Origin of the sequence: Streptomyces sp. A5-4 (assembly GCF_051131715.1) — a bacterium.
Lineage (GTDB): Bacteria > Actinomycetota > Actinomycetes > Streptomycetales > Streptomycetaceae > Streptomyces.
The window spans coordinates 8,141,297-8,162,319 of record NZ_CP178591.1; the positions used below are offsets into that span (position 1 = coordinate 8,141,297).

A 21,023-nucleotide genomic window follows, 5' to 3' on the forward strand; every position below is an offset into this window, starting at 1 on the left:
CTCGCCAGCGGATCGGTCATACTCCGTCGATTGCTGCTGACTTGTGTTCAGATCCCCGGTCCGGACCAGCTCGTTGCCCAACACTCGAAGAGTGGTGATGAGCGAACACGGTTCCACCGACCATGCCCCGGCAGTCCCGACTGCCCCGGCCGGCTACGAAGGGGTCTGGAGGTTCACGGCCCCGGCGGTCGACGTATCGGTTCCCCAGGCCCGACACGCCGTCCGCGATCTGTTGAACCGTCAGGGCATCCCGGCGCGCGACGAGCTGGTGCAGGGGCTCCTGCTCATCGTCTCCGAGCTCGTCACCAACGCCGTACGGCACGCGGCTCTGCTCTCGCCCGAGCTGGCCGTGGAGGTCGCGATCGGCACGGATTGGATCAGGGTGTCCGTGGAGGACGACCACCCCTACCGGCCCAAGGCCCTGGAGAGGGACTACGCGCAGACCGGCGGCCGGGGGCTGCTGCTCGTACGGGAGATCACTGCGGAGGCCGGCGGGGTGTGCTCCATGGAGCACACCGCGAGCGGCGGCAAGGCCATCCGGGTCACCCTGCCGCTGGCCGGGTCCTTCACCAGCCCGCCGCAGGCCCCGTCAGCTCTCTGACCGCGGGGCGCGCCGCGTCCAGCACGGTGTGGAACCACGCGGAGAACGGCGCCTGCGCATGCCGCTCGGTCAGCTCTCCCGCGGTGACGAAGGCCGTCTCGCCGACCTCCTGCGGGTCGGGCCGCAGCGAAGACTGCGCCATCCCGACGAAGAGGTGGTTGTACTCCTGCTCGACCAGGCCCGAATCCGGGTCCGGGTGGTTGTACCGGACGGTGCCCGCCTCGGCGAGCAGCGACGGGGAGATCCCCAGCTCCTCGTACGTACGCCGGGCGGCGGCGGCGAACGGCGACTCCCCGGGGTACGGGTGCCCGCAGCAGGTGTTGGACCAGACGCCGGGGGAGTGGTACTTGCCGAGCGCGCGGCGCTGGATCAGCAGCCGTCCCGCCTCGTCGAAGAGGAAGACGGAGAAAGCGCGGTGCAGCCGGCCGGGAGCCTGGTGGGCGGAGAGCTTCTCCGCGGTGCCGATGGTATTGCCGTCCTCGTCGACCAGCTCAAGCAAGATCTCTTCCGCTGTGCCGCTCGACGAGCTGTTCGCCGCGGTGACTGGTGTGGTCGGCATAACCATCCTTCGCTTCGATTCCCGGCCTCAAGTCTGCCGCACAAAAGCGTCTTGTCCGTACTTCGACGGCCTGCCGCATGTCCGCCCCCGCCGCGCGCACGCGACGGGGGCGGACCGTGCGTCAGACTCCGAAGGCCGTCGGGTAGTGGATCGTGCCCTGCGGGACCAGCCCCGAATCATCGAGCACCAGGGCCATCATGGCCTCGTCGGGCACGTCGAAGCCGGGCCGGATCCCGTACGCCGAAGCACGCCGGAAGCCGAACCTCGGGTAGTACTCCGGGTGCCCGAGCACCAGGACGAGCCGCTCGCCACGCGCGCGTGCCGCGTCGAGCACCGCCCTGACGACCGCCGCGCCCGCGCCCCGGCGCTGATGCCCCGGGGCCACCGCGACCGGCGCGAGCGCCAGGGCGGGGGCGTCCCCGACCCGGCACCGGGTCAGCAGGGAGTACGCGGCCACCTCGCCGTCCGGCGCGGTGGCGACGTAGGACAGCCCCGGCAGCCAGGCGGCCGCATCGGCGCGCAGGGCGTCCACCAGATCGGCCTCGGCCCCAGTCTCGAAGGCCGCGGCGTTGACCGCGTGGACGGCCGCGATGTCGGCGTCCGTCTCCGGCCGGGTCGGCCATCGGCCGTCCACGGGACGCAGCACATAGCCGGTGTATCCGTACTCGGCGCCGTGCGCACGGCGCACCGCGATCTCCTCCCGGGTGGCGGCGACGGCCTGCTCCATGCCGGGCACGGCGGGATCCGCCGCGTCGGCGCGTGCGCCGAGCGGGACGTAGTACTCGTCCCAGTCGCTCGGCGGCTGCCCGTACGAGCCGAGCACGTGGTACCCGGCCGCGATCGCCCCGGCGGCGTTCTCGGCCCGGGAGCGCAGCGCGTACAGCTGGTCCCAGAAGGCCCGCGCGCCCGCGGACGGCTTCTCCACCGTCCACTCGGCCTCGGTGAGGACGACGGCCCCGCCGGGCGCCAGCAGTCGCCGCCAGCCGCGCAGCGCGGTGTCGAAGCCGAGGTTGTAGGCCGAGCTCTCCGCCCACACCAGGTCGAACGAGCCGTCGGGGTGGGGGAGTTCGCCCATGTCGGCCTGCTCGGTGCGGATCGCTCCACCGAGCCCGCGAGCCTCGGCGGACCGCCGCAGTACGGCGAGGAACGGCTCGTACAGATCGACCGCGGTCACCTCGGCGTCGAACTCGGCGGCCAGCAGGAGCGAGGCCCGGCCCGGACCGCAGCCCAGGTCGAGCACGCGCGGGCGGGGCGGCAGTGGTCCGGCGAGGGAGAACAGGTGCCGAGTGGTGGCGTCCGAGCCGGGGCCCTGCCGCGGGAGCCCGCGGTGCAGGGTCATGAATGCTTCAAAAGCGGCGCTTTCGGAAACGGCGCCGTCAGGAAAGGCGTTGTCGGTCAACGTGAGAAACCCTTGTGTGTGCGTGCTTCGGCCGACGCGCGAAAAGGGTCAGCCGAGAGCCCGGGAACCGAGGATGAACCGGACACTGCTCGCAGCAGCATCGACCGTGGCGGTCATCGACCCAGCTCCCCTCATGATGTCCCCGAGACCCGAATGTCTCCTCGGAAACCTAGCACCGGCCCGCCGGGTCAGTGGCAGAGTCTCGCCTCGTGCTCGGCGTGACCGCTGGGCTCCAGCTGGAACGTGCAGTGCTCCACGTCGAAGTGGTCTCCCAGGCAGTTCTGCAGGGAGTGCAGCATCTTCTCGTGCCCCACCGAGTCGAGGGCGTCCTGGCTGACGACGACGTGGGCGGACAGGACCGGCATCCCGGAGGTGATCGTCCAGGCGTGCAGATCGTGTACGTCCTCCACCCCGGGCAGCTCCACGATGTGCGCGCGCACCTCGTCCATGTCCACGCCCTTGGGTGCGGCCTCCAGCAGAACCGTCAGCGTCTCGCGCAGCAGCTTCCAGGTGCGCGGCACGATCATGAGGCCGATCAGCAGCGAGGCGATCGGGTCCGCGGCCTGCCAGCCCGTCGCCATGATGATGCCCGCCGAGATCAGCACGGTCACCGATCCCAGCGTGTCCGCGACCACCTCCAGGAAGGCACCGCGCACATTGAGGCTGTCCTTCTGCCCCTTGGCCAGCAGGGAGAGGGAGATCATGTTGGCGACGAGGCCGATCAGCGCGAAGACGATCGCCGTGCCGCTCTTGGTCTCGGCCGGCGTGATGAACCGCTCGACGGCCTCGAACAGCAGGAAACCGCCGACCCCGAGCAGCAGCAGACAGTTGGCCAGCGCCGCGAGTATCTCCGCCCTGGCATAGCCGAAGGTGGCGTTCTTGCGGGCCGGGCGGTTGGCGAAGTGAATCGCCAGCAGGGCCATGGCCAGCCCGAGGGCGTCCGTCGCCATGTGGGCCGCGTCCGCGACCAGGGCCAGCGAGTTGGAGACCAGCCCACCGATGATCTCGACCGTCATCACGGTCAGCGTGATGCCCAGGGCGATGCGCAGCCGTCCCTTGTAGGCGGCGGCCGCCGTGCCCGTGGGCGGTGGTCCGTGGGTGTGTCCGTGATCGTGCCCAGCCCCCATGAGGGACGCCTCCCGGATCCGTGAATGGTCTGACGGGGGCCAGTGAACTACTGGTGGGGGGTATGAGGCAACACGAGACTGAACACCGTTGTCATGTGCTCTGACCTGCGGAAATGACCGCAGGTCAGAGCCTTGGCAAGATCAGTTACGGCCCGCGTCCGGGTGGTGCAGCAGCCAGCCCTCCCACGCGGACTCCACCATCTCGCGCACCCCGATGCCGGCCGTCCAGCCCAGTTCCTTGGCGATCAGCTCCGACGACGCGACGGCCCGCGCGGCATCACCGGGGCGCCGCGCCTCGATCACCGGCGGCTGGTCGAAACCGGTGACCTCGCTCACCAGATCGGCGAGCTCACGCACCGAGACACCCTCGCCGCGGCCGATGTTCACCGTGAGATCCCCGACGCCGTCCCGCGTGGCCAGCGACCGCGCGACGGACAGATGGGCGTCGGCGAGATCGGCGACATGAATGTAGTCACGTACGCAGGTGCCGTCCGGGGTCGGATAGTCGGCCCCGAAGATGCGCATGGGCTCACCGCGGGTGATCCGGTCGAAGAACATCGGGATGATGTTGTACACACCGATGTCCGACAGCTCCGGCTCGGCCGCGCCCGCCACATTGAAGTACCGCAGACAGGCGGTCGAGAAGCCGTGCGCCCGCCCCGCGGCCCTGACCAGCCACTCGCCGGCCAGCTTGGTCTCGCCGTACGGGTTGATCGGGTTGCACGGGGTGTCCTCGGAGATGAGCTCGTCCTCGGGCACTCCGTACACGGCGGCGGTGGAGGAGAAGAGGAAGCGCCGCACCCCGGCCTTGACGACGGCCTCCAGTAGCACGGTCAGGCCATGCACGTTCTCCCGGTAGTAGCGCAGCGGCTGCTCGACGGACTCTCCGACCTGCTTCTTCGCCGCGAGATGCAGCACACCGGTGACGGCGTGCTCGGCGAGCGTGCGGTCGAGCAGCTCACGGTCGAGCACCGAACCGCGTACCAGCGGCACCCCGGGGGGCAGCCTGCCGGGGATGCCGGACGAGACGTCGTCGAGTACGACGACCTGCTCACCGGCCGCCGCCATGGTTCGCGCCACATGCGCCCCGATATAACCCGCACCACCTGTGATCAGCCATGTCATATCGCTCACCCTAGAGCCTGCGTGGCGCAGCCCCCGGGCGGTGGTCGGCGGGAACACGGTTTGTCGGCCGGGGCATTGATCGACCAAGATGATCGCGGCGGGTTGCCCGCGCCCCGTACCCGTCCGATCGGGGCGTGAACGGGCCGTGAATTCTCGCTTCCGTTCATCCGATAGCCTCTGCCGACATGCCCCCTGCCCGTGACCGGGCCGGAATCTCGCATGCCGCCCAGGTCAGTTCCAAGGAGTGAGTCCGTCTGTCGACCGCCATCCTCATCGGCCCGCCGGTACCCGGATCGCCGCTCGAAGGCGACCTCCGGTCGCTGGGTTTCGATGTACGGTCCGCCGCCGACGCGGCGGAGACAGCTCTACTGCTCGACGCGACGCCCACCGGTGAGCGCGTCGCGCTCGTCGACCCGCGTTTCGTCGGCCACGTCCACTCCCTGCGCCTCGCGCTGACCGACCCCCGCTTCGCCGCGGCCGCCGCCCCCGGCGCGCTCACCGCGCAGCCCGAGGCCCGCGCCGCACTGGCCCGCGTCGTGCGCACCGCCCCCGCCGGGCCCGACGCCGTCGCCGCCGCGCTCGACGCCGAGGGCACCGCCGTGCAGCGGATCGAGCTCGGCTCGCTGATCGCCGCCGTCCCCACGGACGACGCCGAACGCGACCGGGCCCGCGTCGCGGTCGAAGCCGTCGACGAGGAGGCCGTACGGCTGCGCACCGCGGTCAAGTCCCGCGACGGCTTCTTCACCACCTTCTTCATCAGCCCGTACTCGCGCCACCTCGCCCGCTGGTGCTCCCGCCGGGGCTTCACCCCGAACCAGGTCACCACCGCCTCGCTGATCACCGCGCTGATCGCGGCTGGCTGCGCGGCGACCGGTACCCGCGGCGGATACATCGCGGCCGGTCTGCTCCTCCTCTTCTCCTTCGTCCTGGACTGCACCGACGGGCAGCTCGCCCGCTACTCGCTGCAGTACTCGACGATGGGCGCCTGGCTCGACGCGACCTTCGACCGGGCCAAGGAGTACGCGTACTACGCGGGTCTGGCGCTCGGCGCCGCCCGGGGCGGGGACGACGTATGGGAGCTGGCGCTCGGCGCGATGGTGCTCCAGATCACCCGCCATGTCGTGGACTTCTCCTTCAATGAGGCGAACCACGACGCGCAGTCCAACACGAGCCCCACCGCCGCCCTCTCCGACCGGCTCGACAGCCGCGGCTGGACGGTCTGGGTGCGGCGGATGATCGTGCTGCCGATCGGCGAGCGATGGGCCATGATCGCCGTGCTGACCGCCGTGACCACGCCCAGGATCGTCTTCTACGCCCTGCTTGTCGGCTGCGCGCTGGCCGCTCTCTACACGACGGCCGGCCGCGTCCTGCGCTCCCTGACCCGCAAGGCGCGCCGCACCGACCGGGCCGCGCGTGCGCTCGCCGAACTCGCCGACAGCGGACCGCTCGCCCAGGGCGTGGCAGCCGCCACCAGGGGCGCGGTGCGCCGGTTTCCCACCTACGTCCCCCTGGCGATCGCCGTGCTCGGCGGCGCGGCCGTCGTCGCGACCGCCGCCTACGCCCCCTTCGGCGGGCTCTGGCCCGCCGTGGCCGCCCTGGCGTACGTCGTCACCTCGGGCCTCGCGGTCGGGCGGCCCCTCAAAGGCCCCCTCGACTGGCTCGTCCCGCCGGTGTTCAGGGCCGCCGAGTACTGCACTGTCCTGGTGCTGGCGGCCCGGACCGACGCGGACGGGGCGCTGCCCGCGGCCTTCGGCCTCGTCGCGGCGGTCGCCTACCATCACTACGACACGGTGTATCGCATTCGCGGCGGCACCGGCGCGCCGCCCCAGTGGCTGGTGCGGACCATCGGCGGCCACGAAGGCCGGACCCTGGTGGTGGCCGTACTCGCCGCCGTGCTCTCGACGCAGAACCACTTCACCGTGGCGCTGACGGCCCTTGCTGTGGCCGTGGCGCTGGTGGTGCTCGCGGAGTCCATCCGTTTCTGGGTGTCCTCCGGAGCGCCCGCGGTACACGACGAAGGAGAACTCGCATGATCGGCCTCGTACTGGCTGCCGGCGCCGGACGGCGTCTGCGTCCCTACACCGACACGCTTCCGAAGGCCCTCGTGCCCGTCGACGGGGACATCACGATCCTCGACCTGACGCTGGCCAACTTCGCCGAGGTCGGGCTGACCGAGGTCGCGATCGTCGTCGGCTACCGCAAGGAAGCCGTGTACGCACGCAAGGAGGAGTTCGAGGCGAAGTACAACCTCAAGCTCACCCTCGTCGACAACGACAAGGCCGAGGAGTGGAACAACGCCTACTCCCTGTGGTGCGCCCGCGACGTGCTCAAGCAGGGTGTGATCCTCGCCAACGGCGACACCGTGCACCCGGTCTCGGTGGAGAAGACCCTGCTCGCCGCCCGTGGCGAGGGCCAGAAGATCATCCTTGCCCTCGACACGGTGAAGAACCTCGCCGACGAGGAGATGAAGGTCATCACAGACGGCGACCAGGGTGTGCGGCGCATCACCAAGCTGATGGACCCGGCCACCGCGACCGGTGAGTACATCGGTGTCACCCTCATCGAGCCCGAGGCCGCCGAAGAGCTCGCCGACGCGCTGAAGGCGACCTTCGAGCGGGACCCCGACCTCTACTACGAGGACGGCTACCAGGAGCTCGTGAACCGTGGGTTCACCGTGGACGTGGCCCCCATCGGCGAAGTGACGTGGGTGGAGATCGACAACCACGCCGACCTCGCGAGGGGCCGGGAGATCGCGTGCCAGTACTGACCCGGCTCATCCCGTCGCCGGTCGTCGTCGACATCAGCCGCGGCGCCATGGACGACCTGGCCGGCCTGCTGGCCGACCAGCGGATCTCCGCGTCCGGCAAGCTCGCCATCGCCACCAGCGGCGGCTCCGGTCTGGCCCTGCGCGACAGGCTCGCGCCGGTCCTGCCGGGCGCGGACTGGTTCGCCATCACGGACGGCACCATCGACTCCGCCGTCAAGCTGGCCGACGACATCAAGGGCAAGCGGTACGACGCCGTGGTCGGCCTCGGCGGCGGCAAGATCATCGACGTGGCGAAGTACGCGGCGGCGCGGGTCGGCCTGCCGATGGTCGCCGTCGCGACGAACCTCGCGCACGACGGGATCTGCTCGCCGGTGTCCATCCTGGACAACGACAACGGCCGCGGCTCCTACGGCGTGCCCATGCCCATCGCCATGGTCGTCGACCTCGATGTGATCCGGGACGCCCCGGTCCGCTTCGTCCGTTCCGGCATCGGCGACGCCATCTCCAACATCTCGGCGATCGCGGACTGGGAGCTGTCCCACCGCGTCACCGGCGAGCAGATCGACGGACTGGCCGCCGCCATGGCCCGTACCGCCGGAGAGGCCGTGCTGCGCCACCCCGGTGGGGTCGGCACCGACGACTTCCTGACGGTCCTGTCCGAGTCGCTCGTCCTGTCCGGCATCGCGATGTCGATCAGTGGTGACAGCCGCCCGTCGTCGGGCGGCTGTCACGAGATCAGCCACGCCTTCGACCTGCTGTACCCCAAGCGGGCCGCGAGCCACGGTGAGCAGGTCGGTCTCGGCGCGGCCTTCGCGATGCAGTTGCGCGGGGCACACGACGACGCCGCTCTCTTCGCCGACGTACTGCGCAGGCACGGCCTGCCGGTGCTCCCCGAGGAGATCGGCTTCAGCGTGGACGAGTTCGTCCGGGCCGTCGAGTACGCACCGCAGACCCGCCCGGGACGCTTCACGATCCTGGAGCACCTCAACCTGTCCGCAGACCAGATCAAGGACGCTTACGCCGACTATGCAAAAGCCATCGGTAGCTGAACTCCGCCCGGTCGTGCACCCTCCGGGCGTCAAGGACCGGCGGAGCGGCGAGCACTGGGGAGGCCGCCTCTACATGCGCGAGGTCTCCCTGCGCGTCGACCGGCACCTGGTGAACACGCGGATCACGCCCAATCAGCTGACCTACGTGATGACCCTCGCCGCTGCCCTCGCCGCCCCGGTCCTGCTGGTGCCCGGCATCTGGGGCGCCCTGCTCGGCGTGGTGATGGCCCAGCTCTACCTGCTGCTCGACTGCGTCGACGGTGAGGTCGCGCGCTGGAAGAAGCAGTATTCGATGGTCGGGGTCTATGTGGACCGTGTCGCGGCCTATGTGCTGGACGCGGCGGTCCTGGTCGGCTTCGGTCTGCGCGCCTCCGACATCTGGGGCTCGGGGCGGATCGACTGGCTGTGGGCCTTCCTCGGCACCCTCGCCGCCCTCGGCGCCATCATGATCAAGTCGGAGACCGACCTCGTCGGTGTCGCCCGACATCAGCAGGGCATGCCTCCGGTCAAGGAGACGGCGTCCGAACCGCGTACCTCCGGCATGGCGCTGGCCCGCAAGGCCGCCGGAGCTCTGAAGTTCCACCGGCTCGTCATGGGGATCGAGGCGACCCTGCTGATCCTTCTCCTGGCGATCCTCGACACGGTCAGGGAAGACATGTTCTTTTCCCGGCTCGGTGTCGCCGTGCTGGCAGGCATCGCGCTCCTGCAGTCGGTGCTCCATCTCGTGTCCATCCTCGCGTCGAGCAGGCTCAAGTGAGCACGCCGGTGAAGGTCGGCGCGGTGATCATCACCATGGGCAACCGCCCCGACGAGCTGCGTGCCCTCCTGGACTCGGTGGCCAAGCAGGACGGCGACCGTGTCGAGGTCGTCGTGGTCGGCAACGGCGCACCCGTGCCGGACGTCCCCGCGGGCGCGCGGACCGTCGAGCTGCCCGAGAACCTGGGCATCCCCGGCGGCCGTAACGTCGGCATCGAGGCGTTCGGTCCGTCGGGCGCCGACGTCGACGTGCTGCTCTTCCTCGACGACGACGGTCTGCTGCCGAACAACGACACCGCCGAGCTGTGCCGCCAGGCGTTCGCCGCCGACCCGGAGCTGGGCATCATCAGCTTCCGGATCGCCGACCCGGACACCGGGGAGACGCAGCGGCGCCACGTGCCGCGGCTGCGCGCCGCGGACCCGATGCGCTCCTCGCGCGTGACGACCTTCCTCGGCGGCGCCAACGCCGTGCGCACGAAGGTCTTCGCCGAGGTCGGCGGGTTGCCCGACGAGTTCTTCTACGCCCATGAGGAGACCGACCTGGCCTGGCGGGCGCTCGACGCCGGCTGGCTGATCGACTACCGCTCGGACATGGTCCTGTACCACCCGACGACCGCGCCGTCCCGGCACGCCGTCTACCACCGGATGGTGGCCCGCAACCGGGTCTGGCTGGCGCGTCGCAATCTGCCCGCCCCCCTGGTCCCCGTCTACCTCGGCGTGTGGCTGCTGCTCACGCTGGCGCGACGGCCCTCGGGACCCGCGCTGAAAGCATGGTTCGGCGGTTTCAAGGAAGGGTGGACGACTTCCGCGGGACCCCGCCGTCCGATGAAGTGGCGTACCGTCTGGCGCCTGACCCGGCTGGGACGACCTCCTGTCGTCTGACAAGCTCGGGTCTGAAAGCATTGGGCGTACGCGGACTGCCGCCAGAGCCTGCGCCCCCACTGCCTGCGCATCTTGAACACGAAAGTTTCAACTTGTGAGTGAGACAACCCAAGACGGCGCGGTCGCGACCAGCGCCCCGCCGTCTCCCGACGACGCACTTACCCCGGCGCAGCTCGCCGTCAAGTACGGCCTGTCGGTGAGCGGCGCCCGACCGGGGCTGATGGACTACGTCCGTCAGCTCTGGGGCAGGCGGCACTTCATCCTCGCCTTCTCCCAGGCGAAGCTGACCGCCCAGTACAGCCAGGCCAAGCTCGGCCAGCTGTGGCAGGTAGCCACCCCCCTGCTGAACGCGCTCGTGTACTACCTCATCTTCGGCATCCTGCTGGATTCCAAGCGAGGTATTCCGCACGACGTCTTCGTCCCGTTCCTGGTGACGGGCGTCTTCGTGTTCACCTTCACTCAGAGCTCGGTGATGGCCGGCGTACGGGCGATCTCCGGGAACCTCGGGCTGGTCAGAGCGCTGCACTTCCCGAGGGCCTCGCTGCCCATCTCGTTCGCCCTCCAGCAGCTCCAGCAGCTGCTGTTCTCGATGATCGTGCTGCTGATCATCGTGGTCGCGTTCGGCAGCTATCCCTCGCTGTCCTGGCTGCTGATCCTGCCCGCGCTGGCCCTGCAGTTCGTCTTCAACATCGGCCTGGCCCTCATCATGGCCAGGCTCGGCAGCAAGACGCCCGACCTGGCCCAGCTGATGCCCTTCGTGATGCGTACGTGGATGTACGCGTCCGGCGTGATGTTCAGCATCCCGATCATGCTGGCCGACAAGGACGTACCGCCCTGGGTCACGGACGCGCTCCAGTGGAACCCGGCGGCGGTCTACATGGACCTCATCCGCTTCGCTCTGATCGACGGGTACGGCCGCTCGAACCTGCCCCCGCACGTGTGGCTGGTCGCGCTGGGCTGGGCGATCGTCCTCGGCGTCGTCGGCTTCGTGTATTTCTGGAAGGCTGAGGAGCGCTACGGCCGTGGCTGATGACTCGAACGACAAGAATCCGGCACGCATCCCCACGGTCATCGCCGACGACGTGCACATCGTGTACCGCGTCAACGGCGGAGCCGGTGGCCGGGGCAGCGCCACGGCGGCGCTGAGCCGCATCGTGCGCGGCGGGAAGCGCGAGTCGCCCGGCGTGCGCAAGGTGCACGCGGTGCGCGGGGTCTCCTTCACCTCCTACCGCGGTGAGGCGATCGGCCTGATCGGGTCGAACGGCTCGGGCAAGTCGACCCTGCTGCGGGCCATCGCGGGCCTGCTCCCGACCGAGCAGGGCAAGGTCTACACGGACGGCCAGCCCTCGCTGCTCGGCGTGAACGCCGCCCTGATGAACGACCTGACCGGTGAGCGCAACGTCATCCTCGGCGGCCTGGCGATGGGCATGACGCGCGAGGAGGTGCGTGAGCGCTACGACCAGATTGTCGACTTCTCCGGGATCAACGAGAAGGGCGACTTCATCACCCTGCCGATGCGCACGTACTCCTCCGGCATGGCGGCGAGGCTCCGGTTCTCGATCGCCGCGGCCAAGGACCACGACGTACTGATGATCGACGAGGCGCTCGCCACCGGCGACCGCAAGTTCCAGATCCGCTCCGAGCAGCGCATCCGCGAGCTCCGCAAGGAGGCCGGCACGGTCTTCCTGGTCAGTCACAGCAACAAGTCGATCAGGGACACCTGCGACCGCGTGCTGTGGCTGGAGAAGGGCGAGCTGCTCATGGACGGCCCCACGGACGAGGTCATCAAGGCGTACGAGAAGGAGACCGGCCGCTAGGTCGCCTCCCCGCACAGCAGTGAGCCCCCGCCGAACACATCCGGCGGGGGCTCACTCGCGTTCACACCCCGGCGTGCGAGCGCTCCTGGGGCGCCGGGGGCCTCATCGAGCCCGACGCGCGCGTGCAGCCTGCGCAGGGAGCGCGGCGCGTACCAGGCGTGGCGGCCGAGCACCCGCGTCGCGGCGTAACGCCCCGGAATCATCAACTCCGGCCCGCTTGGGGAAGGTTGGGACTGATCGGTGCCGTCTTGTAATGCGCGCTCCACCCCGACATGGTGCTGAGCGTTGTACAACGTAAGCTGTAACGGTGCTGATTCGCGGCAAGTGGGGCGATACCTCCTCGGGCCCCGGTCGAGAGGTGGTCCGCCACTCGCGAGGACCGGCGGCGTGTCCGAAATGGGATGTATTGGATCGGCAGTGTAGAACGGGAGCTGTGACGGCAATGGCTATGGAATCCCTCCGGCTCCGCGAGGCCTCCGCCGTTCCCGCGCCCGGCAGCCCGCGATGACCGGAGTCAGGCACGGGCGCTCCGACGCCCACACGCGCAAAACCCTCTCCAAGGCAGCCGACGAGAACTTCCCGGTGGCCCCCTTCTTCCTGCCGCGCGCCTGGCGCGACGACCTGATGGCCGTGTACGGCTACGCGCGCCTGGTGGACGACATCGGCGACGGCGATCTCGCACCGGGCGGCGCCGACGCCCGCCTGCTGGGCCTCGATGCCGCGCAGGCCGACGACCGCCCGGTGATGCTCGACGCCTTCGAGGCCGACCTGCGCCGCGTCTTCGCGACGGCCGGGGACGGCCCGCGCCACCCGCTGCTGCGCGCGCTGGTCCCCACCGTGCGGCGCTGCGACCTCACCCCCGAGCCCTTCCTCGGCCTCATCGAGGCCAACCGGCAGGACCAGGTGGTGCGGCGCTACGCGACGTACGACGAACTCCTCGCGTACTGCGCACTGTCCGCCAACCCCGTGGGCCGGCTGGTCCTCGCGATCACCGGCACCTCGAGCCCCGAGCGCATCCGGCACTCGGACGCGGTCTGCACCGCGCTGCAGATCGTCGAACATCTCCAGGACGTCAGCGAGGACCTCGGCCGCGACCGGATCTACCTCCCCGCCGACGACATGGCACGCTTCCACGTCACCGAGGCCGACCTGGCCGCTCCGAGCGCCGGCGCATCGGTGCGCGCTCTGGTCGCATTCGAAGCCGAACGCGCCGGGTGCCTTCTGAATGAAGGCACCCCCCTGGTGGGTAGCGTCCACGGCAGACTCAAGCTGCTGCTCGCCGGTTTCGTGGCCGGCGGACGTGCCGCCCTCACGGCGGTCGCGGCCGCCGGTTACGACGTACTGCCCGGACCACCCAAGCCCACCAAGCTCAGCCTGCTGCGCGCAGTGGGAGCTGTCTGGCGATGAGACCGAAGAGAGGGGTGAGCCGGATCATGGAGGAAACCGCACAGGTGTCCGCACCGGTACTCGCCGCATACAGCTACTGCGAGGCCGTGACGGGACAACAGGCGCGCAATTTCGCGTACGGCATCCGCCTGCTGCCCACGGACAAGCGGCACGCGATGTCGGCGCTCTACGCGTTCTCGCGGCGCGTCGACGACATCGGCGACGGTCCGCTCGCGCCCGAGGTCAAGCAGGTGCGGCTGGAGGACACCCGGACCCTGCTGGGACGGGTCCGGTCGGATGCCGTCGACGAGGACGACACCGACCCCGTGGCGGTGGCGCTCGCCGACGCCGCACGGAGGTTCCCGCTCCCGCTCGGTGGCCTCGACGAGCTCATCGACGGCGTCCTCATGGACGTTCGCGGCGAGACCTATGAGACCTGGGACGACCTCAAGGTCTACTGCCGGTGCGTCGCGGGCGCCATCGGGCGGCTCTCGCTGGGCGTGTTCGGCCCGCAGACCGGCGCACGCGGGGCGGAACGCGCCCCCGAGTACGCCGATACGCTGGGCCTCGCCCTCCAGCTCACCAACATCCTCAGGGACGTGCGCGAGGACGCGGACAACGGGCGCACCTACCTGCCCGCCGACGATCTCGCCAAGTTCGGCTGCTCCGCCGGGTTCCACAGCTCGACGCCCCCCGAGGGCTCCGACTTCGCGGGCCTCATCCACTTCGAGGTCCGGCGGGCCCGCGCCCTGTTCGCCGAGGGCTACCGGCTGCTGCCCCTGCTCGACCGGCGCAGCGGAGCCTGTGTCGCCGCCATGGCCGGCATCTACCGGCGGCTCCTCGACCGCATCGAGCGCGACCCCGAGGCCGTACTGCGCGGACGGGTCTCGCTGCCCGGCCGCGAGAAGGCGTACGTCGCGGTGCGCGGCCTCTCCGGCCTCGACGCCCGGAACGTTTCCCGGCAGACCGCCAGGAGGCGTGTCTGATGTGCTGCGAAGCGGCCAGAGGGACGAACGAGCAGAAGCGGCGCGCAACCCTGCCGTGCGCTGACGCGTCCCTGACTGCGACGGCCCGCCATGAGTACGCCGGCGGCGCGGCACAGGGGGAGGGCGCATGACAGACAGCAGGCCGACCGCGCCCGCAGGGGCGCCGGCCCACGCCGTCGTCGTCGGCGGGGGCCTGGCCGGTGTCACGGCCGCGCTCCAGCTCGCCGACGCCGGCATGCGCGTGACACTGCTCGAGGGCCGCCCGCGCCTGGGCGGCCTCGCGTTCTCCTTCCGCCGCGGCGAGCTCACCGTCGACAACGGGCAGCATGTCTATCTGCGCTGCTGCACCGCGTACCGCTGGTTCCTCGACCGCGTCGAAGGAGCGGAGCTGGCCCCGCTGCAACGACGCCTCGACGTGCCGGTACTGGACGTCGGCCGGGCCTCCGGACCCAGGCTGGGCCGCCTGCGCCGCACCGATCTGCCCGTCCCCCTGCACCTGGCCGCCGGCCTCGCGACGTATCCGCACCTCTCCCTCGCCGAACGCGCGAGCGTGGGCCGCGCCGCCCTCGCCCTCAAGCAGCTCGACCCGGCCGATCCGGCGCTGGACGGCGTGGACTTCGCGACCTGGCTCGGCCGCCACGGCCAGTCCGAGCGGGCCATCGAAGCGCTCTGGGACCTGGTCGGCGTCGCCACGCTCAACGCGCGGGCGCCGCACGCCTCGATGGGGCTCGCCGCGATGGTCTTCAAGACCGGGCTGCTCTCCGAGCCCGGCGCCGCCGACATCGGCTGGTCGCACGTACCACTGGGCGACCTGCACGACACGCTCGCCCGCAAGGCACTCGACTCCGCGGGCGTACGCACCGAACTGCGCACCAAGGTCGGCGCCGTCTCCCGTACCGGCGACGGCCGTTGGACCGTCGAGGCGGAGGGCGAGCAGCTGGAGGCCGACACCGTCGTCCTCGCCGTACCCCAGCACGAGACCCACGCGCTGCTGCCCGACGGCGCACTCGACGACCCGGGCAAGCTGCTGGACATCGACACCGCGCCGATCCTCAACATCCATGTCGTATACGACCGCAAGGTGCTGCGCCGGCCCTTCTTCGCCGCGCTCGGCACCCCCGTGCAGTGGGTCTTCGACCGCACGGACGCCTCGGGTCTGCGCGGCGGCGGCCAGTACCTCGCCCTGTCGCAGTCCGCCGCCCAGGACGAGATCGACGAGCCGGTCGCCACCCTGCGCGCCCGGTACCTCCCCGAGCTGGAGCGACTGCTGCCCGCCGCCCGCGGTGCCGGCGTGCGCGACTTCTTCGTCACCCGGGAGCGGACAGCGACGTTCGCCCCCACCCCCGGCGTCGGACGGCTGCGCCCCGGCGCCCGTACCCACGCCCCCGGCCTCTACCTGGCCGGCGCGTGGACCGACACCGGATGGCCCGCAACCATGGAGAGCGCCGTGCGCAGTGGCTTCAGTGCCGCGGGCGCAGCGCTCTCCGAACTCGGCCGCCCCCATGTACATCCGCTGCAGGAGGCGGCATGAGCACTGGTATTGGAACAAGAGGAGAGCCTGTGACCCCGGTGAATCCGGCTGGCAACACCACGGTGGACATCGCCGCGCTTCTGGAGCGCGGCCGCACCCTGTCCACGCCGGTGCTGAAGGCCGCCGTGGACCGGCTCGCGCCGCCCATGGACACCGTCGCGGCCTACCACTTCGGGTGGATCGACGCGGAGGGCAGGCCCGCGGACGGCGACGGCGGCAAGGCCGTGCGCCCGGCGCTCGCCCTGCTCTCCGCCGAGGCCGCGGGCGCGACGCCCGAGACCGGTGTGCCCGGCGCCGTGGCGGTGGAGCTCGTACACAACTTCTCCCTGCTGCACGACGACCTGATGGACGGCGACGAGCAGCGCCGCCACCGCGACACCGTGTGGAAGGTGCACGGCCCGGCCCAGGCGATCCTGGTCGGCGACGCGCTCTTCGCGCTCGCCAACGAGGTGCTCCTGGAGATCGGCACCGTCGAGGCGGGGCGCGCGACGCGCCGGCTCACCACCGCGAGCCGCAAGCTGATCGACGGCCAGGCGCAGGACATCTCCTTCGAGCACCGCGAGCGGGTCACCGTCGAGGAATGCCTGGAGATGGAGGGCAACAAGACGGGCGCGCTGCTCGCCTGCGCGGTCTCCATCGGCGCGGTCCTCGGCGGCGCCGACGACAGGACGGCCGACACCCTGGAGGCGTACGGCTACCACCTGGGTCTCGCCTTCCAGGCCGTCGACGACCTGCTCGGCATCTGGGGCGACCCGGTGGCCACCGGCAAGCAGACCTGGAGCGACCTGCGTCAGCGCAAGAAGTCCCTGCCGGTCGTCGCCGCGCTCGCCGCGGGCGGCCCGGCCTCCGAGCAGCTCGGTGAGCTGCTCGCCGCCGACGCCAAGAGCAACGACTTCGACAGCTTCTCCGAGGCGGAGTTCGCCGTCAGGGCGGCGCTCATCGAAGAGGCCGGCGGCCGGGGGTGGACCTCCCAGGAGGCCCGCAGGCAGCATGCCGTCGCGATCGAGGCACTCGACGGCGTCGACATGCCGCACCAGGTACGGGCGCAGCTCACCGCGCTCGCGGACTTCGTCGTCGTACGGAAGAGATGATGACCCCCCGGCTCATAACCGCTCTCTCCGGGGCCTAGCCTCCCGGACCCCCAGCACAGCAGATGACCAACTGCAAGGGAGGGGAAGCCATGACAGCGACGACCGACGGAAGCACCGGGGCCATGGGGCCCGGGGCAGCCGCGGCCAGCCACACCACCGAACCCGCCGCCACCGCGGACGTCCTTGACGCCGCGCGGCGGGCCACGGATCGGGCGGTCGAGCATCTGCTCGCCGCGCAGGATGCCCAGGGGTGGTGGAAGGGCGACCTCGAAACCAACGTGACGATGGACGCCGAGGATCTGCTGCTCCGTCAGTTCCTCGGCATCCAGGACGAGAAGACCGTCCAGGCCGCCGCGTTGTTCATCCGAGGCGAGCAGCGCGAGGACGGCACCTGGGCCACGTTCCAGGGCGGTCCCGGTGAACTCTCCACGACCATCGAGGCGTACGTCGCCCTGCGACTGGCCGGTGACCTGCCGGACGACCCGCACATGGCGCGCGCCGCCGCCTGGGTCAGGCAGCACGGCGGCATCGCGGCAAGCCGGGTCTTCACCCGGATCTGGCTGGCGCTGTTCGGCTGGTGGAAGTGGGACGACCTGCCCGAGCTGCCGCCCGAGCTGATCCTGCTGCCCAAGTGGGTGCCGCTCAACATCTATGACTTCGGCTGCTGGGCCCGGCAGACCATCGTGCCGCTGACGGTCGTCTCAGCCAAGCGCCCGGTGCGGGCCGCGCCGTTCGCGATCGACGAGCTGCACACCAATCCGCGGGTGCCCAACCCGCCCAGGCGCCTTGCGCCGCCGACCAGTTGGGACGGCGCGTTCCAGCGGCTCGACAAGGTCCTGCACGTCTATCACCGGTTCGCTCCGCGTCTGCTGCGCGGCGCGGCGATGAAGAGCGCGGCGCGCTGGATCGTCGAGCGGCAGGAGAACGACGGTTGCTGGGGCGGCATCCAGCCGCCCGCCGTGTACTCGTTGATCGCGCTGCACCTCCTCGGGTACGACCTGGACCACCCGGTGATGCGCGCCGGCCTGGAGTCCCTGGACCGGTTCGCGGTATGGCGCGAGGACGGCGCCCGCATGGTCGAGGCCTGCCAGTCGCCGGTCTGGGACACCTGCCTGGCCACCATCGCGCTCGCCGACGCGGGTGTGGGCGCCGGTCACCCGGCGCTCGTCAAGGCGGCCGACTGGATGATGACCGAGCAGATCGTGCGCCCCGGCGACTGGGCCGTGCGCCGGCCCGGACTCGAACCGGGCGGCTGGGCGTTCGAGTTCCACAACGACAACTACCCGGACATCGACGACACCGCGGAAGTCGTCCTCGCGCTGCGCCGCGTCGCCCACCCGGACCGTGCGCGGATGGAGGCGACCATCGACCGCGGGGTCCGCTGGAACCTCGGGATGCAGTCCAAGAACGGCGCCTGGGGGGCCTTCGACGCGGACAACACCAGCGCGTTCCCCAACCGGTTGCCCTTCTGCGACTTCGGCGAGGTCATCGACCCGCCGTCCGCCGACGTCACCGCGCATGTGGTGGAGATGCTGGCCATCGAGGGACAGGCGCACCACCCGGGCACCAGGCGCGGCATCGAATGGCTGCTCGCCAACCAGGAGACGAACGGCTCCTGGTTCGGCCGCTGGGGCGTCAACTACGTATACGGGACAGGGTCGGTGGTGCCGGCGCTGACCGCGGCCGGGCTGCCCGAGGCCCACCCCGCGATCCGGCGCGCCATCGGCTGGCTCGAATCCGTCCAGAACGACGACGGGGGGTGGGGCGAGGACCTCCGCTCGTACCGTGAGAGCGAGTGGGCCGGGCGCGGCGCGTCGACCGCGTCACAGACCGCCTGGGCGCTGCTCGCGCTGCTCGCGGCGGGGGAGCGGGACGGCAAGTCCGTCGAGCGGGCCGTCGGCTGGCTCGCCGAGACCCAGCGCGAGGACGGGTCCTGGGACGAGCCGTACTTCACGGGCACCGGCTTCCCCTGGGACTTCTCCATCAACTACAACCTCTACCGGCAGGTCTTCCCGCTCACCGCTCTCGGGCGGTACGTCCATGGGGAGCCCACCTTCTGCGACCTGCGCGAGGGGGGCCGATGACCGACCTCGGCGCGCCCCACGCACCCACACCCCTGCTGATCGCCTGCGCGCTGGGCATCGAGCGGTTCGCCCTGCGCGGCGGCCACCGCGGGGGCGCGCCGGGGCCCGTGACCGTGCTCCGTACGGGCATGGGGCCCAGGGCCGCGGAAGCGGCCGTCACCCGGATGCTCGGCAGCTCCCAGGACCGGGGCACGGCCGTCATCGCGGCGGGCTTCTGCGCCGGTCTCGCGCCGGGGATGCACCCCGGGGACCTGATCGTCGCCGAGGAGACCCGAGACTTCCGCGGCAGCACGGCCTGCACGGGCCATGCGCTGCTCGCGGAGGCACTGGCCAGAGCGGTGCCCGGGCGCACCGTACACACCGGCCCGCTGGTCGGCTCCGACCACGTCGTACGCGGCGCGGAACGGGCCGATCTGCGGGCCACGGGAGCAATCGCGGTGGACATGGAATCCGCCGCGACGCTGTGGAGCGCTCTGCGCGCGGGGCCGCGCCCGGTTGCGGCCGTACGGGTGGTCGTGGACGCTCCAGAGCATGAGCTCGTCCGCATTGGGACGGTCCGGAGTGGAATATCAGCCTTTCGTGTTCTCCGCGCCGTCCTACCGGCTTTTCATGAATGGCACCGTTCTTTGCTGCTCCCCAGGAGGTGAGCTAGATGGCCATGCCGCTTCGTCAGACCATCAGGGTCGGGACATACCTCTTTGAACAGAAGCTCCGCAAGCGAGAGAAGTTCCCGCTCATCGTTGAGCTCGAACCGCTCTACGCGTGCAACCTCGCATGCGAGGGCTGCGGAAAGATCCAGCACCCCGCCGGGGTGCTGAAGCAGCGCATGCCTGTGGCCCAGGCCGTGGGCGCGGTGCTGGAATCCGGCGCCCCGATGGTTTCCATCGCGGGTGGCGAGCCGCTGATGCATCCTCAGATCGACGAGATCGTGCGGCAGTTGGTGGCGAAGAGGAAGTACGTGTTCCTTTGCACCAACGCGGTGCTGCTGCGCAAGAAGATCAAGAAATTCACCCCCTCGCCCTACTTCGCCTTCGCGGTGCACATCGACGGGCTGCGTGAGCGGCACGACGAATCCGTGGCGAAGGAGGGGGTGTTCGACGAGGCGGTGGAGGCGATCAAGGAGGCCAAGAGGCTCGGCTTCCGGGTCACCACCAACTCCACCTTCTTCAACACCGATACTCCGCAGACCATCATCGAGGTCCTCAACTACCTCAATGACGACCTGCACGTGGACGAGATGATGATCTCGCCCGCGTACGCCTACGAGAAGGCTCCCGACCAGGAGCACTTCCTCGGCGTGGAGCAGACCCGCGAACTCTTCAAGAAGGCCTTCTCGGGCGGCAACAGGAGCCGTTGGCGCCTGAACCATTCGCCGCTCTTCCTGGACTTCCTGGAGGGCAAGGCGGACTTCCCGTGCACGGCGTGGGCGATCCCCAACTACTCGCTCTTCGGGTGGCAGCGGCCCTGCTACCTGATGAGCGACGGATACGTCCCCACCTATCGGGAGCTCGTCGACGACACCGACTGGAGCAAGTACGGCCGCGGCAAGGACCCGCGCTGCGCCAACTGCATGGCGCACTGCGGCTACGAGCCGACGGCCGTGCTCGCCACGATGGGCTCGCTCAAGGAGTCCCTGCGTGCGGTGCGTGAGACCGTCTCGGGAAACCGCGGGTGACGTGATGACCGTTGGTGAGCCCGTCGTACTGGGGCTCCCCGAGCTGCCGGCCCGGCCGCTGGCGGTGCGCCGCACTTCGCGGCGCATCCAGGTCGGGTCGGTGGCGGTTGGCGGGGATGCGCCTGTTTCGGTGCAGTCGATGACGACGACGCGGACGTCGGACATTGGGGCGACGCTGCAGCAGATCG

The 21,023-nt window shown here is 70.5% G+C and carries 20 protein-coding genes; 15 read left to right on the top strand and 5 right to left on the bottom strand.

Features of this window, described 5'->3' with window-relative positions; genetic code table 11:
- Positions 1-97 precede the first annotated feature (97 nt).
- Entirely contained in the window at positions 98-601 is a 504-nt protein-coding gene (locus ACLLJJ_RS38030; protein ID WP_434599275.1) for an ATP-binding protein, read from the top strand.
- Here ACLLJJ_RS38030 and idi read toward each other — a convergent pair.
- The 4 genes from idi to galE all read right to left on the bottom strand — a co-directional run bounded on the left by idi (position 567) and on the right by galE (position 4,811).
- Positions 567-1,160 (bottom strand): isopentenyl-diphosphate Delta-isomerase, encoded by a 594-nt coding sequence (gene idi / locus ACLLJJ_RS38035; protein WP_434599277.1) that lies wholly within the window; start codon positions 1,158-1,160, stop codon positions 567-569. The genes ACLLJJ_RS38030 and idi overlap by 35 nt on opposite strands.
- Positions 1,161-1,281: 121 nt before the next feature.
- A complete protein-coding gene (locus tag ACLLJJ_RS38040) occupies positions 1,282-2,499 on the bottom strand; it encodes a bifunctional class I SAM-dependent methyltransferase/N-acetyltransferase (RefSeq protein ID WP_434599278.1) in 1,218 nt (405 codons plus the stop codon).
- Positions 2,500-2,747: 248 nt separating this feature from the next.
- Positions 2,748-3,686, bottom strand: coding sequence for a cation diffusion facilitator family transporter (locus tag ACLLJJ_RS38045; RefSeq protein WP_434599279.1), 939 nt, complete (start codon positions 3,684-3,686; stop codon positions 2,748-2,750).
- A 141-nt stretch (positions 3,687-3,827) separates the two neighbouring features.
- Positions 3,828-4,811 (bottom strand): UDP-glucose 4-epimerase GalE, encoded by a 984-nt coding sequence (gene galE, locus ACLLJJ_RS38050; protein WP_434599281.1) that lies wholly within the window; start codon positions 4,809-4,811, stop codon positions 3,828-3,830.
- Between the two features lie 254 nt (positions 4,812-5,065).
- Between galE and ACLLJJ_RS38055 the strand changes: the two genes are divergently transcribed.
- The 7 genes from ACLLJJ_RS38055 (at position 5,066) to ACLLJJ_RS38085 (ending at position 12,082) form a co-directional block, all read left to right on the top strand.
- Positions 5,066-6,844: a DUF5941 domain-containing protein gene (locus ACLLJJ_RS38055; RefSeq protein ID WP_434600636.1), complete on the top strand. Its 1,779-nt coding sequence runs from the start codon at positions 5,066-5,068 to the stop codon at positions 6,842-6,844.
- Positions 6,841-7,578, top strand: coding sequence for a sugar phosphate nucleotidyltransferase (locus ACLLJJ_RS38060; RefSeq protein ID WP_434599282.1), 738 nt, complete (start codon positions 6,841-6,843; stop codon positions 7,576-7,578). Before ACLLJJ_RS38055 ends, ACLLJJ_RS38060 begins: the two co-directional genes overlap by 4 nt.
- Positions 7,566-8,627, top strand: coding sequence for an iron-containing alcohol dehydrogenase family protein (locus ACLLJJ_RS38065; protein WP_434599283.1), 1,062 nt, complete (start codon positions 7,566-7,568; stop codon positions 8,625-8,627). The genes ACLLJJ_RS38060 and ACLLJJ_RS38065 overlap by 13 nt, the downstream gene beginning before the upstream one ends.
- Positions 8,605-9,384, top strand: a complete 780-nt coding sequence (locus ACLLJJ_RS38070) for a CDP-alcohol phosphatidyltransferase family protein (RefSeq protein WP_434599284.1) — start codon at positions 8,605-8,607, stop codon at positions 9,382-9,384. The genes ACLLJJ_RS38065 and ACLLJJ_RS38070 overlap by 23 nt, the downstream gene beginning before the upstream one ends.
- 35 nt (positions 9,385-9,419) lie before the next feature.
- Positions 9,420-10,265 carry a glycosyltransferase family 2 protein gene (locus ACLLJJ_RS38075; RefSeq protein WP_434600637.1) on the top strand — a complete coding sequence of 282 codons (846 nt, stop codon included), beginning with the start codon at positions 9,420-9,422 and terminating at the stop codon, positions 10,263-10,265.
- A gap of 94 nt (positions 10,266-10,359) precedes the next feature.
- Positions 10,360-11,295 (top strand): ABC transporter permease, encoded by a 936-nt coding sequence (locus tag ACLLJJ_RS38080; protein WP_434599285.1) that lies wholly within the window; start codon positions 10,360-10,362, stop codon positions 11,293-11,295.
- Positions 11,288-12,082, top strand: a complete 795-nt coding sequence (locus tag ACLLJJ_RS38085) for an ABC transporter ATP-binding protein (protein WP_434599287.1) — start codon at positions 11,288-11,290, stop codon at positions 12,080-12,082. Before ACLLJJ_RS38080 ends, ACLLJJ_RS38085 begins: the two co-directional genes overlap by 8 nt.
- On the opposite strand, the gene ACLLJJ_RS38090 is transcribed toward ACLLJJ_RS38085, so the two are convergent.
- A complete protein-coding gene (locus tag ACLLJJ_RS38090) occupies positions 12,079-12,285 on the bottom strand; it encodes a hypothetical protein (protein ID WP_434599288.1) in 207 nt (68 codons plus the stop codon). The genes ACLLJJ_RS38085 and ACLLJJ_RS38090 overlap by 4 nt on opposite strands.
- A gap of 301 nt (positions 12,286-12,586) precedes the next feature.
- Here ACLLJJ_RS38090 and hpnC point away from each other — a divergent pair, with 301 nt between their 5' ends.
- From hpnC to hpnH, 7 genes are all read left to right on the top strand, one after another.
- Positions 12,587-13,489: a squalene synthase HpnC gene (hpnC, locus tag ACLLJJ_RS38095; RefSeq protein WP_434599290.1), complete on the top strand. Its 903-nt coding sequence runs from the start codon at positions 12,587-12,589 to the stop codon at positions 13,487-13,489.
- Positions 13,490-13,515: 26 nt separating this feature from the next.
- The gene (gene hpnD, locus ACLLJJ_RS38100; RefSeq protein WP_434599291.1) at positions 13,516-14,454 is read left to right on the top strand and encodes a presqualene diphosphate synthase HpnD; all 939 of its coding nucleotides are present in this window, start codon (positions 13,516-13,518) and stop codon (positions 14,452-14,454) included.
- 127 nt (positions 14,455-14,581) lie between these two features.
- Entirely contained in the window at positions 14,582-15,985 is a 1,404-nt protein-coding gene (gene hpnE, locus ACLLJJ_RS38105) for a hydroxysqualene dehydroxylase HpnE (RefSeq protein WP_434599292.1), read from the top strand.
- On the top strand, positions 15,982-17,076 hold the full coding sequence (locus ACLLJJ_RS38110; RefSeq protein WP_434599293.1) for a polyprenyl synthetase family protein: 1,095 nt from the start codon (positions 15,982-15,984) through the stop codon (positions 17,074-17,076). The genes hpnE and ACLLJJ_RS38110 overlap by 4 nt, the downstream gene beginning before the upstream one ends.
- Before the next feature lie 89 nt (positions 17,077-17,165).
- Complete coding sequence (gene shc, locus ACLLJJ_RS38115) at positions 17,166-19,160, top strand: squalene--hopene cyclase (RefSeq protein ID WP_434599294.1); 1,995 nt, start codon at positions 17,166-17,168, stop codon at positions 19,158-19,160.
- Positions 19,157-19,807 (top strand): 1-hydroxy-2-methyl-2-butenyl 4-diphosphate reductase, encoded by a 651-nt coding sequence (locus ACLLJJ_RS38120; RefSeq protein WP_434599296.1) that lies wholly within the window; start codon positions 19,157-19,159, stop codon positions 19,805-19,807. The genes shc and ACLLJJ_RS38120 overlap by 4 nt, the downstream gene beginning before the upstream one ends.
- Before the next feature lie 5 nt (positions 19,808-19,812).
- Entirely contained in the window at positions 19,813-20,835 is a 1,023-nt protein-coding gene (hpnH, locus tag ACLLJJ_RS38125; protein WP_434599297.1) for an adenosyl-hopene transferase HpnH, read from the top strand.
- Positions 20,836-21,023 lie beyond the last annotated feature (188 nt).